Origin of the sequence: Anaerosolibacter carboniphilus (assembly GCF_014205875.1) — a bacterium.
GTDB classification, from domain to species: domain Bacteria; phylum Bacillota; class Clostridia; order Peptostreptococcales; family Thermotaleaceae; genus Anaerosolibacter; species Anaerosolibacter carboniphilus.
This window is the reverse complement of record NZ_JACHEN010000023.1, coordinates 1-15,721: the sequence shown is the minus strand read 5'-3', so window position 1 is coordinate 15,721 and position 15,721 is coordinate 1. Positions and strand designations below refer to the sequence as shown.

Annotated in this window: 11 protein-coding genes and 1 rRNA gene; all 12 read right to left on the bottom strand. The window is 37.4% G+C overall.

Annotated elements, in window-relative coordinates:
* Positions 1–72: 72 nt before the first annotated feature.
* Positions 73–924, bottom strand: coding sequence for a MurR/RpiR family transcriptional regulator (locus HNQ80_RS16960; protein WP_184311863.1), 852 nt, complete (start codon positions 922–924; stop codon positions 73–75).
* Positions 921–1,970 carry a MupG family TIM beta-alpha barrel fold protein gene (locus tag HNQ80_RS16955; protein ID WP_184311862.1) on the bottom strand — a complete coding sequence of 350 codons (1,050 nt, stop codon included), beginning with the start codon at positions 1,968–1,970 and terminating at the stop codon, positions 921–923. Before HNQ80_RS16955 ends, HNQ80_RS16960 begins: the two co-directional genes overlap by 4 nt.
* A gap of 99 nt (positions 1,971–2,069) precedes the next feature.
* Positions 2,070–3,428: a PTS transporter subunit EIIC gene (locus HNQ80_RS16950; protein ID WP_330602920.1), complete on the bottom strand. Its 1,359-nt coding sequence runs from the start codon at positions 3,426–3,428 to the stop codon at positions 2,070–2,072.
* Between the two features lie 88 nt (positions 3,429–3,516).
* Positions 3,517–4,443: an N-acetylmuramic acid 6-phosphate etherase gene (gene murQ / locus HNQ80_RS16945; RefSeq protein ID WP_408626322.1), complete on the bottom strand. Its 927-nt coding sequence runs from the start codon at positions 4,441–4,443 to the stop codon at positions 3,517–3,519.
* A gap of 533 nt (positions 4,444–4,976) precedes the next feature.
* Entirely contained in the window at positions 4,977–6,374 is a 1,398-nt protein-coding gene (locus HNQ80_RS16940) for a Na+/H+ antiporter NhaC family protein (protein ID WP_279289009.1), read from the bottom strand.
* A gap of 272 nt (positions 6,375–6,646) precedes the next feature.
* Complete coding sequence (gene ortB, locus HNQ80_RS16935) at positions 6,647–8,050, bottom strand: 2-amino-4-oxopentanoate thiolase subunit OrtB (RefSeq protein ID WP_184311859.1); 1,404 nt, start codon at positions 8,048–8,050, stop codon at positions 6,647–6,649.
* A 1-nt stretch (position 8,051) separates the two neighbouring features.
* Positions 8,052–8,363, bottom strand: coding sequence for a 2-amino-4-oxopentanoate thiolase subunit OrtA (gene ortA, locus HNQ80_RS16930; RefSeq protein WP_184311858.1), 312 nt, complete (start codon positions 8,361–8,363; stop codon positions 8,052–8,054).
* Between the two features lie 132 nt (positions 8,364–8,495).
* Positions 8,496–9,863 (bottom strand): sigma-54-dependent transcriptional regulator, encoded by a 1,368-nt coding sequence (locus tag HNQ80_RS16925; protein WP_243183354.1) that lies wholly within the window; start codon positions 9,861–9,863, stop codon positions 8,496–8,498.
* Positions 9,860–11,872, bottom strand: coding sequence for a transporter substrate-binding domain-containing protein (locus HNQ80_RS16920; RefSeq protein WP_184311857.1), 2,013 nt, complete (start codon positions 11,870–11,872; stop codon positions 9,860–9,862). Before HNQ80_RS16920 ends, HNQ80_RS16925 begins: the two co-directional genes overlap by 4 nt.
* Positions 11,873–12,278: 406 nt before the next feature.
* Positions 12,279–14,627: a vitamin B12-dependent ribonucleotide reductase gene (locus tag HNQ80_RS16915; RefSeq protein WP_184311856.1), complete on the bottom strand. Its 2,349-nt coding sequence runs from the start codon at positions 14,625–14,627 to the stop codon at positions 12,279–12,281.
* A 263-nt stretch (positions 14,628–14,890) separates the two neighbouring features.
* Positions 14,891–15,394, bottom strand: coding sequence for a thioredoxin family protein (locus HNQ80_RS16910; RefSeq protein WP_184311855.1), 504 nt, complete (start codon positions 15,392–15,394; stop codon positions 14,891–14,893).
* A 233-nt stretch (positions 15,395–15,627) separates the two neighbouring features.
* Positions 15,628–15,721, bottom strand: a 5S ribosomal RNA gene (gene rrf / locus HNQ80_RS16905); the annotation flags it as partial.

Below are 15,721 nucleotides of genomic sequence, written 5' to 3'. Positions count from 1 at the left end.
TTCTTGTTTAAGCTGCTGTAGGAAATACCATTTAAGGCTACGTTTCTCGCAGACATTTTGTTGCTAGCAATATCACTTCAACTTCAAGTCTTCAACAATCTTCCGGGTGTTCTGTATATACTCGGAGACCAACGCAAAATCCTTTTTGGCTACGCCTACAAACAAGACATCGATAGCTGTAAGCTGCGCAATTCTAGAAGCAATGGCACCGACGCGAATATTGTTTTCCATGCCAGCTACTTGAATATTAATATCTGCAATTTCACTTAGCGGATTCTTTCCATATTTGGTTATGGCAATCGTAATTGCCCCTTTTTTTCTTGCCATTTCCATGGCTTTATATGTCTCTAGCGTTTTTCCACTGTAGGAAATTCCAATGGCTACATCTTCTTTTCCAATATGTACAGAAGAAGCCAATTGGGTGTGACTATCTAAATACATACTTACCTTCTTTTTAATTCGCATTAGCTTATATTGGAAGTCCATGGCAACCAACCCTGATGCCCCTACCCCATAAATATAGATATCTCTCCCATTGGCAATGGCTTCTATGGCTCGCTCAATCTCAGTTTCATCCATTAATTTCAGCGTATTTTCAATTGCTATCGTATTTTCTTGAGATATTTTTTGCATAATTTCCCTGACACTATCATGGATCGTAATATCCTCATAGATAATCTCATCATTGTTCTGACTTTGGCTAATATCTTTTACCAATGCAATCTTAAATTCCTGAAAACCTTCATATCCTATTTTCTGACAGAATCTTACTACACTGGCAGGGCTGGTTTGAGATAGATCCGCTAAGCTTTGAACAGACAAATTGTATATGTCATGAGTGTGTTCAAGAATGTAATTCGCAAGTTTAACCTCTGACTGTGTATATTCTTCCTTGCGCTCTTTGATTTTTAAAATCGTACTCATGCTTCATCCTCCATGATTTCAAATACAAATTTTTCCCCTGGTTGCAGCAGATGAACCAATATTTCTGCACTGCTGGCATCAGCCACTACATTCACCCTATCATCCTTTGCCATTTCCTTTTTAAGAATTTGCAATTCCCCTTCATATCTTTTATAGCCGTCATTATCTATTGTGACACAATTTTTATATCTTTCCAAGGTATTCCTAGGATGGATTTTTCCATCCTTTACTTCTCTAGCTTCTTGCGATCGGATGACATACTCTCCTGGGTCTGTTCTATTTGTATGTATGAAACCAAGTAGTTTTTTCTCACTCTCTCCTATATTTTTTTCTAGCTTGATTGGAATCATCATGATTTCCTTCCTCAGCTTTCCCAATCTTTTCAATTCTCCTTCAGAGGCCATGGCATCTCCTATCATTACAATATCCGCACCCAAGCGTACAAGGTGCTGTGCGGCTATACTAGGCTCCATCTCTCTATGCTTTTCTAAGGTAGGTAATCCCTCATAAATAGGTCCTCTCTTTCTAAATTGAGAAGGTATGAAGGCCATGGTTTTTATGCCATACCCTTTTAATGTGTTGTTTCGCTGGACAAAGAGTTGTTCGGATATCCCTGTGTCCCTTCTAGGGTAGTAATTATGACATGCAGTAATCTTGCTTATTTCCCCTCCATATTCCAATATTTTCTCAATTTCTTCCTGCTCTAGAGTACTGGCATTCAGCGTAATATTAAATCCAAATCTTCTAGTCATCTCAGCAATTTCCCGAGTGCTAAATCCAAAATCCAATCGTAAAGAGTGGATTGGATATTTTTCTAATTCCCTTTCTTCAAAATAGCTTTTTGATATATCCATGATGATATACATTCCCAGTTGGGAAGCTTCCTTCAGTATGACTGCTAATTCGTCTTTGCTGGTATTTCTTGCTTCAGGGATATGACATGATGTGAAAAGATACTTTATACCTGTCCTATTGGCGGTTTGCATATATTGTAAGTTTTCTTCCAGGCTAGTTCCCATTCCCGCAAATACTGAAATTCCAATCATAGGTCTATTCCTCCTAAATATTTCTCTGCTAGAAAATCTCTTCATATGGAAATCAAGCTGCTTCGGAACAAAATTCCGCAGCAGCTTGTAAGGGGACTACTATACATCATAATTTTCAGGATCTTTAAATCCTAGGAAGTAAGTGGCGGCAAAACCTACAGCATAGGCTGACAATACACCTATTAGATACAATAGTATTTGGCTAGACTGTATTAGGGTTGCCAATGGCAGGCCGGATAAACCCATACTGATAGAACCTACATTGAATATGGCAATCACAGCACCACCTGCTGCACCACCTATACAAGCACCTAAGAAAGGTTTGCCCAAAGGTAATGTTACCCCATAGATCAATGGTTCTCCAATCCCAAGAATTCCTACAGGCAGGGCGCTGGCGATGGTTTTCTTTATCTTTATATTTTTTGTTTTAACATATACAGCGATGGCTGCGCCTACTTGTCCACATCCCGCCATTGCCAATATCGGAAGCAATGTATTTACACCTGTCTTCGCAAGGAGATCTGCATGAATGGGTGTAAGACCTTGATGAAGCCCTGTCATCACCAATGGTAAGAAAGTACCTGCCAATGCAGCTCCTATCAAAGCACCACCATTCTCGATGGCTCCTGTAACGGCCGCCCCTATAACGTCAGAAATAACTCCGCCTATGGGCTGTAGCACTACCACAGCCACAAAGCCTGATATTAGAATAGTCAATACGGGCGTTATGATTAATTCCAATGATTCTGGCACAAGCTCTCTAAACTTCCGTTCTACAAAAGATGCAAAGATTACTACTAAAAGTACCGCAATAATTCCACCTCTACCGGGAACAAGATTCTTTTCAAACAATATAATATCTGCCAACCCGGGAGAAATCAAAATACCTGCCATTAATCCTCCAATTGCAGGAGAACCACCGAATTCCTTGGCTGCATTCACCCCTACCATGATGGCCATGTAAGAAAATACTGCAGCTGCAAATATCCCTAATAATCCGACAATATTTGCATTGCTAATAAGTTCAAATTTTTTTACAATGTTATTGATTCCCATAATAAGACCCGAGCCAATAAATGCAGGAATAAGAGGTATGAATATATTAGCAATCTTCTTTAAAAGATCACTAAATGGTGCTTTGTATTTCGTGGTCACTTGCTGTTTTACAGCAGCAGCATTTCCCAGTTCCAGTGTATCTTCTTCGATGCCGGTGATCTCTCCAAGAGTCTTTGTAACCTTTGTAGCAGTGCTTGGGCCCACAATAATCTGAATCTGTTCATTTGATTCTACAACGCCCATAACACCAAAGGAGTTTTCAAGCTTTCCCTTATCATATTTTCCGTAGTCCCTTAGGGTGACCCTTACTCTTGTCATACAATGGGTGATGCTTTGAAGGTTTTCTTTTCCTCCTACGCCTTCAAGGATGCCTTCAGAGATCCTTCTAATTTTTTCACTCACTTCTATTTCCCCCTTTAAACCCATACTCATATTAATTTGTTATTGCTCATTGCACATATGTGTACTGGCAATACAAAAGCTAAACTTTTTAATAGGCTAGCTCTTGAAGACTCTCCAAGGCCTTTTTTAATCTTCCTTTATGTTCACTTAGGATTCTCCGTCCCGTTTCAATATCAAGTCCTGTCTTTATTAAAAAAATTGCTAGCTTTACATCATATCCTGTAGTTTCCAAGACAGTGGATGCTTCAACGCTGCTCACACCTGTCACTTGCATAACAATTCGCTTGCTTCTCTCCACCAGCTTCTCATTTAATGCCTGCACATCTACCATGTAATTTTCGTATACTTTCCCAAGCCGAATCATTGCACCAGTGGATAGCATATTTAACACCATTTTTTGAGCTGTTCCAGCCTTCAATCTCGTAGAGCCTGTAACTGCTTCTGGTCCTACAACTGGCGTTATGGCAATATTAGCGACTTTTGCTATTTCTGAATCTGGGCTGCATGATACACTAATGGTGACGGCACCCATCTTATTGCTGTATTGTAATGCTCCTAAGACATAAGGTGTTCTTCCACTGGCGGCGATTCCCACCAGCACATCTTTAGAACTTAATTCTATTTCCTTTAGTTGCTGGACAGCCCCTTCCATATCATCCTCTGCGCCTTCCACTGAATTTCTAATGGCTATATCTCCCCCAGCAATAACGCCTTGTACCATAGTACGCACCACGCCAAAAGTCGGTGGACATTCAGATGCATCCAAAACGCCTAATCTTCCACTTGTTCCAGCCCCAATATATATTAATCTCCCCCCTTCTTCAAGCTTCTCTGTGATCACATCTACTGCCTTAGCAATCCTTTCCAATTCCTTTTCTACTGCAAATGCTACCTTTTTATCTTCATTATTCAGCATTTTCATCATTTCCAATGTAGGCACCCTGTCAATTTGAATTGTTTCTGGATTTCTTCCCTCTGTCGCTAACTTGTTTAAATCAATTTCCAATATCGTCACCTCATTCTGATTTTTCTCTATATTCCCATAATAACAGATATGAAATTATGTTTCAATATATTTATATTATATTGAAACATAATTTCTATTTTGCGTTCTAAAATTGTCCTTGACCTTACCCTCTCTTTTCATTTGTAGTACTATCTTAATGATTACCCCCCATTCTTTATGCCATAAAAAGACCTCCTATTGTAGTTTTCAAAATGCTACAACAGGAGGTCTTCTCCCTCAATATCACTTTTTATGGATTCTGGTCTTTTAAAAAGCGGGCTTTGCTTGTAAAAAATATCATATATTCATCTATCGTTTACTTTCTATGTTACGACTTAAATAATACTATTTAGATCAGACTGCACTTTGTTCATATCTTCAATAATTTTAGAAAGATTTTTTATTCTGCTTTCCTGTGTACTTATGATATTTTCGAGACTTTATTTCACCCCATCCATATCTCGATCTCTTCTTGCTGTCCTTAGGTCAAGAACCTCTTCATGAGTTTCTCCAATATTTCTTTCAATACTAAAGAAATATACTTATGCTGCTTGTTCCTTTTTTGTCTCCTTAAGATCCATATTATCATTTCTTCCAATCCCCAGTATTATACTCCCTAACATAACTGCTAACATCGCAAAAGCATAAAATACAAATGGTGTAACTTCCATTGCTGTAAGTGGATGGATACCATCTCTCGTAAACCCAATCGTATAAATGATTGCAGGTGTCCAGGGTAGCGAATAAACTAATGTGCAGGAAGTAGCATCTAAAAGGTTTGCTGTTCTATATGGACTGATGCCATGTTTTCTAGAAAGAGGTTTTGCAAAAGAAGTTCCCACTGCCAAAATAGCTGGAGCATTTAAGCCCATTAATGATGAAAGTATTATCGTCATACCAGAGATCGAGAACTCTGCCCCTTTGGGTCCTTTTGCGATTTTACCAATAGCTTCAAGTAACTTAACATCGCCTTGTCCAGCCCTCATAATAGCAATAGAACCAAATAGCAAAATTGCCAACATTACAACTTGAATCATACTATTAATACCAGTATAGATTACTCCACCAACAGTTCTATCAAGACCTTCCCCAAATATTCTAAATAGAGCACTCTTCGTAACTTCTTGCCCTGGATCAATTTGAATAAAATCAATCAGTCCAGCAAAAACAGCAGTTAGTCCAGCTAATACAGTACCTATTGTAGTTGCGATAATAATATCTCCTGTTTTAATGGCGACCCATATCGTAATAGCTACAGGAACTAACATTATTAGTGCAGTAGAATTATACTCTATAGCTCCAACCGCTCCAGTGTCTCCGCTATACATCATGCCGAATACTATTATACCAATTATAGTGATTGTCGCTGCAGTAAGCGCATACTTTAATCTGGACTTTACAACACCTGGAACATCAACCCCTTGAGAAGTTGCAGAACAAATCGTTGTGTCGGAAACAGGCGCTAAATTATCGCCAAATGCTCCACCAGATACAATAGCTCCAGCCAAAAGTGTTGGATGTGCGCCAAGGGCAACGCCTGCAGGATATAAAACCCCCATACCTGCTGCAATGGTACCAAAGCCAGTACCTGATGCTGTTGCAAATATGGCTGAAGCTAAAAATGACACGATTATGAAAAATGTACCACTAATACCTAAGGATGCAGCCATACCTGCAATACCGCCTGCAAGCCCTGATTCTCTAAGAATTCTCGAAAAAACGCCAGCAAAAATCCAACAAACTACAGGAATAATGGCTTCCTTGCTAGCCATACCATTAATAATTACTTCACTGTAATACTTCTTGTCCTTTGCAAAGAAAAATGCAACAATAAGTGCCATAAATGCTGGAATCCATAATGCACCATCTGAAATAGAGCCCACTACAAATGTAGTCATAACAATTAATACAAGAAATACTATGAACGGAATAAATGACATCCATTCTCCACCATAAAACTCAAGCTTCTTCATTTCGTTGTTCATGTTTACCCTCCTTAATATATGAATCATTGCGATTGACTTTCGTCATATACTAATATTGCAAATGCTATGCCAAGTTCTCTTCATAAAAAATCCTCAAAATGACCTCTATCTTATTTATTTTTTCGTAAAACAGCTCATCTTTTTGCCATTTAGGAAAAAAATTGCTATGAAATTTTCTTCCACCTGGAAATTTATTTCATAGCAATTTGAACGGATCATTTTTCTCACTATAGATTTCTATATATCTCAATAACTTTTTCTACTGGTAATTTTATTTCTTCAGATATGAATTTGATATCTTCAGTCCCAAGTTCATCTAATTTATAATCATTTGCAATATTTTTTAAGTATGTTGTTTTAAGCTTCATCAAATCAACATCTTTTGCAGATACTTGCGCCAAAGATGTAGGAATCACAATTGTTTTTCCTGGAATATTTCCTTCTGGATTTCCTCTGGAAACTTCAATACCATTATTTCTTGCAAAGGTTAATTGAGGCATTGGATGCTTTCCAGCTCCTGTATATTCAGTTTCTTGAACAACAATGATCTTATCTTGGTTCATATCTTTCGCCAAAGCAATAGCTGCTGCTAAAGAAGTGTTGCCTGTAGGACCTCTTTCGATGCCTTCGAGCTTTGCAAGCATCTCTGTTACAAAGAATACCTCTCCTTGGGTTATCGTTACATATTTATCCATGTATCTTAATACTCTGGCTGCATTTCTAGGCACATCTGCACGATCAGGTTTCGTTGCAAAAGGAATTCCAAATCCAGTATGACCTGTAGTAAAGGATTTTCTATTAAAGTCCTTATCAGAGGCCATATGTAGTCCGTATAAGTCTACCGATGCCCCTACCATTTTACAATCTGTTGCTCCCGCCTTTATTAGCCCCCTGGCAGTTCCTGTAAGATTACCACCACCAGCATGGGTTGCAACAACTATATCTGGATACCTTCCTTCCATTTTCATCACTTGATTGGCAATCTCATATCCTAATGTTTCAACCCCTGCAATTCCAAAGGGTGTATATAAAGAAGCATTAAAAAACCCTGTCTCTTCAATTACTTTTAAGAAAGTATAAAACAATTCAGGTCCAACGGTAAGCTGTATTACTTCAGCTCCAAAAGCCTCACATTTACGGGCTTTTTCAATGATCTCTGGCTGCCCCTTTTTGCTTGAATCATATACTTCCTGAACGATTATACACTTAAGTCCTCTTTGAGCAGCTTGGGATGCAACAGCAGCACCATAATTGCCACTGGTTGCGGCAATCACTCCTTCGTATCCATTTTTTTGAGCATGATAAACAGAAATCGCTGCTCTTCTTGCTTTAAATGACCCTGAAGCATTTGCTGCTTCATCCTTTATAAAAATTCTTGCGCCTTTTCCAGGTTCTGAATACTTTCTAACTAGTTTTGTAATATTTTTCAGTTCGAACAGTGGCGTATTACCTACTTTCGTTTCTTTTTGAATTTTTTGCATTTCTTCAATAGAATAAGCCACATTATCCATCATTTTTTCATAATCAAATGCAATTTTTCCATATTCAAAAACGCTATAATCTATTCCCACAGCATCTTTCATGATTTCATTTTTTCTGGCCATTACCCCTTCATATGATAGATCTCTCATTTTACACCTCCTGCATATTCGCAAAATCTTCTTTTAAAGATACACTTGTTTCTAACAATTCAGGTACTGGATTTCCAAAATCATGTGCAAACCTTGGATGGATCTCAACTAGCTTTCCTCTTGCAATTCTACCTGAAAAGGTACGAACGGATACATCATCACCGATTTCCGCTGATTCTTCCATCAAAAAACCTCTCGTCCACATCATAAGTGGCGTATTCTTTGTGTCTTCAGGTACTTGTGAGGCTCTTTCAGTCGCTGATAATACTTGGTTTTCAATTTCAACCCAAGTTCCTTTCACTGCACTACCCATTTCAATTCCTCCTTTATAAACATGTTTGTCCATATTAATTCGAGGTACACAACTCACCTTCGTGCCTTTACTTATGCAAAAAAAATGCCAAGTTTATCCTGGTTCTAAGGATAAATCTTGACATCAGCCCTGCTAAAAATATTTAGTTTTTAAATTATATTCAACTAACTTATTAAATAACTGCCTTCTGCTTATACCCATCAAACTTGCGGCCTGTGTAATATTATTATCGCATTTTTCTAATGCATTCTTTATATAGTCTATTTCAAACCTTTGCCTGGCTTCCTTGAAAGGAATAATCTTATTGTTTTGACTGGCACTTATCTCTTTGATTCTCCTATTGCTTAGAGTATCAAGTCTTAAAACATCATCCGTAGCTAATACCACGATGCGTTCAATGATGTTTTTTAACTCCCTCACATTTCCTGGATAATTATACTCTAATAAATACTGTTCTGTATCCCTGTCTATACCTCTGATATTTTTCTTCATTTCATTGCTGAAATGTGTAATCCAAAAGTCAATCATGCCTTTGAGGTCTTCTTTTCTTTCTCTCAAGGGTGGAATTTCAATATTTATGGTATTGATTCTATAATATAGATCTTCCCTAAAATTCCCTAATTCTATTTCTTTTGGTAAATTTCTATTTGTGGCAGAGATCAATCTGAAATTCACATTAATCTGTTTGTTAGATCCAATTCTTTCAATCTGCTTGTTATCTAATACTCTTAAGATTTTAACTTGTGTGCTGAGAGACATTTCTCCCATTTCGTCTAAAAATATTGTTCCACCATTTGCTTCTTCAAATCGTCCAATGCGCCTTGAAGTTGCACCCGTAAAAGAGCCTTTTTCATGACCAAAGAGCTCCGATTCCAATAAACTATCTGATATTGCCTGGCAATTCACTGGTACAAATAATTCTTTAGATCTTTTACTCTTTTGATGAATCAAATTAGCAATTACTTCTTTGCCTACGCCTGTTTCCCCTGTCAATAAAATGTTACTCGAAGATTGAGCAACAGCATCAACTTCCTTTAAAACCCTAAGCATTTTTGGATTTTTTGTCTGATTTAAAAATAGCTTTGAACTCACTTCTCTCTTCACAATATTATTCTGTGTCTCTAATTTTATAAATCTTTTAGCCTTTTCTATTTCAGTAAATAATTCTTCCGGATTCCTGCTTTTAATAAAATATCCTAGGGCCCCTATTTTCATGGCCTTAACAGCACTCTCAATACTCCCATATCCAGTCAGGATTATTACTTCTATCAAATCCTTGTATATCCTCTTTATTTCATTTAATAAATAGAATCCATCCTTGCCCGGCATGATAACATCCGACAACACGATGGGATAATACTCTCTTTCAAGTATTTCAAGGGCTTCTTGAGATGAACTAGCTTCTCCGACAAAAAAGCCTCTGCCTTCCAACAACATTCTATAGGTTTCTCTGTATTCAACTTCGTCATCAACAATTAATATCTTACTTGATTCCATCATATAGAATTCTCCTTACTATCAATGGGTAAAGAAATTTCAAATACTGTTTTAACATTAGGAATACTTGAAACAGCGATATGCCCATTTAATTTCTCAACTTCATTATATACAATATATAAACCTAATCCCGTTCCTTTGCCTGGATCTTTTGTAGAATAAAAAGGATTAAATATTTTTTCAATTTCATCTTCTGGTATTCCTTCCCCAGTATCTACGATTCTGAATACGATTCGATTTTCTTCAGAAGATGCACTTATGTTTATACTCCCATTTTCACCTATGGCATCTTTGGCATTGGAAATTAAATTAATCAAAATGTGTTTTAACGATTCTACATTGGAGTACAACCTTGTGTTTTCATCACACGCAATGGAATATTTTATGTTGAGCTTCATCAATGTTTTATGTTCAAGTTCAAAAAGTTTAGATATAAACTCTTTAACATTAATCCATCCTTTATCATCACCTGTAAGTCTTGAAAATTCCAAAAGATTATCAATAATTCTATTGGCTCTTTCTACGGATGCGTCGATATAGTCAAGGGAACAAATTAATCTTTCATCATCATATAAAGATCTAAGGATATAGCTATGACTTCTAATGATCCCTAGGGGATTTCTAATCTCGTGCCCCATACCAGCCGCTAGTTGCCCAATAGCGGCCATTTTATTAGCTTGCAGTATCTGTTTTTCCGATATCTTTTCTTTCGTAATATTTTGAATTACTACTAAGATGTTTTTCATACTGCCTGTAGTATCTTTTAGGGGATAGGTGCGAACTACGTAATAATTATTCTTATTTGAGAGTTCTTCTTCCAAACTCTTTTCTAATGTAATTGTATCAACAGTTATTTTTTCAATGTTCATAGGGCCAAAATCCTTAAATATTTCTCTGCAATGCTCATTTAGCACCTTTGACTTTGAATATCCTAGAAAATCTAAAAATGACTTATTGATATTTACAATCTTCAAATCTAAATCAGTAACAGCTATATATTCAGTCATTCCATCGAAGGTTATTTGAAGATCATGCTTGCTGTCCATTAATTCCTTTGTTCTCTTTTCTACTTCCTGCTTCAAAAAATAGTTCCAAGTAACCATACCTATTATAATCATTATCAAAGCTCCAGCTGCTGCTAGAATATATTTGATTCTAGTCCTATAATCAGGAATCTGAACAATTGGAGCAGAAATCCCAAACCATTTTTGCTGGATTCTCTCTAGCTGATTCGTTTCTCCTAATGCGGCAATACCTTTATTTAAAATAGACACGAGTTCAGGCTTAGATTTTGGCACAGCCAAGACAACCTCGTTCTCGTAAAGAGGTTCTTCTTTTATATGTAATAAAAATTCTGCACCCTTGTTTTTTATCTGATAAAGAACGACCGGTTCGTCTCCTGCTACTGCATCTACTTTTCCTGATAAAAGTAAATCTAGAGCACGACTAATATTATCTACCTGAACAATCTTTATTCCAGGGTAAGTATTCATAAGGTATTCATTAACATAATCACCTTTTTGTGTAGCTAAAGTCATATTTTCTATATGATCAATCTTTTGGTCATTTGATTTTACGGCTAATACCGCTCTTAGATTATATATAGGGTTGGTGAAAAGAAAGTGCTTAGAACGCTCTTTGCTTTTAAACATATCGCATATATCCGTCTTGCCTTCTTCAAGACTTTTCAAAGCATCTTCCCAAAGCAATGGATGAAGCTCAATATTAAATCCCAGCTCCAATGATAAAAGGTTGATATAATCCACCACAACCCCCTTATATTGATTATCTGCCCCATCTACAAATCTAAGCGGAGGCGCATCATTATCAGCAGCATAAATCAAAGATCCCTGCTCTTTTAACCACCGCTGTTCTTCAAAAGTCAATATAGGGTTATTGTGATACTTTAGATCAGAAATAACATCTGCCTCGCTTATTAGCGAAAAATATATACCAACCACTAAAATCAAAATCATAGGTACTACATAAAATATACTTGGCTTTTTAGCCATAAAAATCCTCCCTAAATCTAGTGAGTAGCTAATCCTGAAAAGCAAATAAAAATTGTAAAACTATTAACATATATAAAACATTCGTTTATTTTCAAATTTTTCCTCCCAAATAAAAAGAATATTGAGCTATGAACTTCAATATTCACCAGTACTAAAGTATTCTAAATTTCAAGCAATACTTGCATTAATTGGTAATCTCTCTTTCTGATTTGATAGAACATAATAAAATAAATGTCCGTTCTCCAACTCCAATATATTCTCTCTTTTTAAATATCATATTTTCTTTTTTGTCTTTCATTTTCATATCGATTTAATACTAACTGTTGTTCCTGCTTTATTCCACACTAAAAATGAAGACAGGCTGTACAGCCTGTCATGCAATACCTTATTATCATATGTTAATACATTAACCACACTTAGAAAATCCACAACTTCGACAGATCATGCAGCCGCCTTCATGCTCTACTTTTGATCCGCATTCTGGGCAACCATTGTCGCCTTTGTCTATCCCAATAGATACTTCATCTCGATACTCGTTGTGACACATCTCTGACATAGCACACAGTGAACAGTTGCTGGCACATCCTTCTACCACTTCTTCCTCTATCTCCAAGGCCATATCTTGAACATTGGGCTCAGCGGATTTCACATGCATATTGAGTACCTTCTCTAGGGTTCTTCCGATGGCATCAGGACAGGATAATACCTTAATCTCCTTATTCCCTTTACCCCTTTGGGTCAGCGTAGAATGACATCTTATACCCCTTAACTGCTCTATGATCGCCTCCACGCTTACACCGGCACGCAAAGCAATAGACACAATACGGCTGGTTGCTTCGCTTTGGCTAGGGCATCCACCGGCTCTTCCTAAGTTGGTAATCACTTCACAAATACCATCATTATCATAGTTTGCCGTGATGTATAGATTTCCACAACCAATTCTCACCTTTTCAGTCAATCCTGCTGTAATATCTGGTCTTGGCCTCGGTGTAATAGATGCTGATACTTTTGTCGTTGCAGCTTCTTCTCTGATCGTTTCCTCTTTCACTGTACCAATATTTAATACCTGGCCCTCTCTACTTCCGTCACGGTAGATGGTTACACCCTTACATCCCAACTGATAGGCCAGCGTATAAGCTTCTCTTACATCTTCCCTTGTAGCATCATGGCAAAAGTTTACTGTCTTGGATACTGCATTGTCCACATGATTCTGAAATGCGGCTTGCATTTTAATATGCCACACTGGTGATACATCATGGGCTGTAACAAAGATTTTCTTTATTCTTTCAGGTATTTCAGCTATATGCGCAACACTGCCTTGCTCCGCCACCTTCTCCATGAGAGCCTTAGAATACAATCCTTCTTCCTTTATCATCGCTTCAAATAGAGGATGGGTCTCCACAAGCTTATCATTGTCCATCACATTTCTAAAATATGAGATGGCAAAGAGGGGCTCAATACCACTGGAAGCACCCGCGATAATGCTAATGGTTCCTGTTGGCGCTATGGTGGTTGTCGTAGCATTTCTTAGTCTCATGCCCTTCTTCTCATAAATACTGCCTTCATAATATGGAAACACGCCTCTTTCCCCAGCCAGTTTCATAGACATTGCCTTTGATCTTTGATCGATGAATCCCATGATTTCTTCAGCCAGCTGTACGCCCTCTTCTGAATTATAGGAGACGCCTAATTCGATAAGTATATCTGCAAAGCCCATAACACCCAGACCAATTTTCCGTGTTCCTTTGGTCATTTCATCAATGGCCTGAAGGGGATAATTGTTTACATCAATCACATTGTCCAGGAAGTGTACCGCTAAATCTACAACTTCTCCTAACTTATCATAATCTATGTACTTTTCAGTTCCTTCTCCCTTAATCATTCTCATCAGATTAATTGAACCCAGGTTACATGACTCGTAAGGAAGCAGTGGCTGCTCTCCACAAGGGTTGGTACTTTCAATTTCTCCAACCTTAGGCGTAGGATTATCTTTATTTAAACGATCCAGAAATACAATTCCTGGCTCTCCATTTGTCCATGCCATATCAACAATCTTATCAAATATTTCTTTCGCATTTAACTGTCCTACAACCGCTTTGGTATTGGGATCTACTAAATCATATTTTGTGCCATCATGTACTGCTTCCATAAAGGCCTCAGTAATTCCTACACTGATATTAAAATTTGTGATCTCAGTGTTTTCCTTTTTACACTGAATAAACTCTAGTATATCTGGATGGTCTACCCGCAGAATCCCCATGTTGGCACCTCTGCGTGTTCCTCCCTGCTTCACAGCCTCTGTAGCTGAGTTAAATACCTTCATAAAACTGATGGGGCCTGATGCCACACCTCCTGTGGAGGCCACCGTAGATCCTTTGGCTCTCAATCTGGAAAAACTAAATCCTGTACCTCCTCCAGACTTATGGATAATCGCTGCGTTCTTAATGGCATCAAAGATTCCTTCCATCGTATCTTCCACCGGAAGTACAAAGCAAGCGGAGAGTTGTCCTAGCTCTCTACCGGCATTCATTAAAGTTGGAGAGTTTGGCAAAAATTCTAAGTTTGTCATCATATGATAAAATTTATCTTCTAAAGTTTGAAGGTCGGCATTGGCGTCATAGTGTTCGTCCGCCTTAGCAATATGCTTTGCCACTCTTCTAAACATTTCTTCTACTGTTTCGATCACTTCACCTTTTTCATTTTTAGCGAGATAGCGTCTCTCTAAAACCTTCAAGGCGTTTTCTGAAATTTGCATAATAGTACCTCCTATTACTACATTTGGTATAATTGGTAAAGTCGATGTACTAAATATTGTACCACCTACCCCTTTTGATGTCAAAATGATAATTGTTCATTCCATGCAATTTTCGTTAAACACTTCTTTCTTTTGCCTTCTTTTTCTCTCTTACTAGAGATTCCTTCTTATTTATTCCCATTCATATCATTTATACCCACTATGATCAAAAAATAGGAAAAGCTTCCTATGAATTTCATAGAAAGCTAGAAATTTCAATATCATTAAGATTTCTTGATTATATCCAATGTTTCTTTGATGGTATCACGAGTATACTCACCTTTTTGATATTTTCTTCTGGCTACAATAATCTCTGCTTGATTTCCTTTTGCTACAATATCCTTTAGGGCTTGAGGTTGCTCTACGAAAGCGCCCTTTTCTTGAAATCCTTGATTCATCACGATACATGTTGGAATCCTAGGTTTGCCATTTAGCGAATAATTGGCCATATGAGTTTCATTCCCCTCACGGGACACGATACGGATGATAATTTTATCATTGATATCGGCCATTTTCTGTAAGGCTGGAACATTAATCATACAGTCTGGGCACCATATTTCAGCAAAAACAAGTATATTGACAATCTCATCAATTTCTTTTATTTCATTTTCTAATCCCTTATCTAATTCGATTTGGTGATAGTTCTCTAGGGTTTTTTCTTTATAGGTATCTTTGTCTCTATTTACAAACTCATGAAATGTGCTCCCTGTCTCAAAGAGTTCTTTCATATCCCACAAATCCCCCCTTCTCTGCTGATCTTCTAAGGTTATAAAGTATTCACTCTACCTTAGCTTGTTTTCATAATTCTCTTGATATATATATATGATAGCCTATGTATGTTTAGACGTGCAACAGGTTTTTAAGTTCCTCATCTCATTTGGAAGATTTTAAGTAGGATGATGATAAAATAAAAGAATGCAAGACGACTCTTCTTCGTCTTGCATTCTTTATGTAATAAAAAAACCAGCGACGACCTACTCTCCCAAGGGGCTACCCCCTAAGTACCATCAGCGCTGAAGGGCTTAACTTCTGTGTTCGGTATGGGAACAGGTGTG

Coding starts and splice junctions, on each gene's coding strand:
- HNQ80_RS16940 (WP_279289009.1), bottom strand. CDS start 6,374: ATGTCATTTATTCCGTTCATAGTATTTCTTGTATTAATTGTTATGACT.
- HNQ80_RS16920 (WP_184311857.1), bottom strand. CDS start 11,872: ATGGCTAAAAAGCCAAGTATATTTTATGTAGTACCTATGATTTTGATT.
- HNQ80_RS16925 (WP_243183354.1), bottom strand. CDS start 9,863: ATGATGGAATCAAGTAAGATATTAATTGTTGATGACGAAGTTGAATAC.
- HNQ80_RS16955 (WP_184311862.1), bottom strand. CDS start 1,970: ATGATTGGAATTTCAGTATTTGCGGGAATGGGAACTAGCCTGGAAGAA.
- ortA (WP_184311858.1), bottom strand. CDS start 8,363: ATGGGTAGTGCAGTGAAAGGAACTTGGGTTGAAATTGAAAACCAAGTA.
- HNQ80_RS16910 (WP_184311855.1), bottom strand. CDS start 15,394: ATGAAAGAACTCTTTGAGACAGGGAGCACATTTCATGAGTTTGTAAAT.
- ortB (WP_184311859.1), bottom strand. CDS start 8,050: ATGAGAGATCTATCATATGAAGGGGTAATGGCCAGAAAAAATGAAATC.
- HNQ80_RS16915 (WP_184311856.1), bottom strand. CDS start 14,627: ATGCAAATTTCAGAAAACGCCTTGAAGGTTTTAGAGAGACGCTATCTC.
- HNQ80_RS16960 (WP_184311863.1), bottom strand. CDS start 924: ATGAGTACGATTTTAAAAATCAAAGAGCGCAAGGAAGAATATACACAG.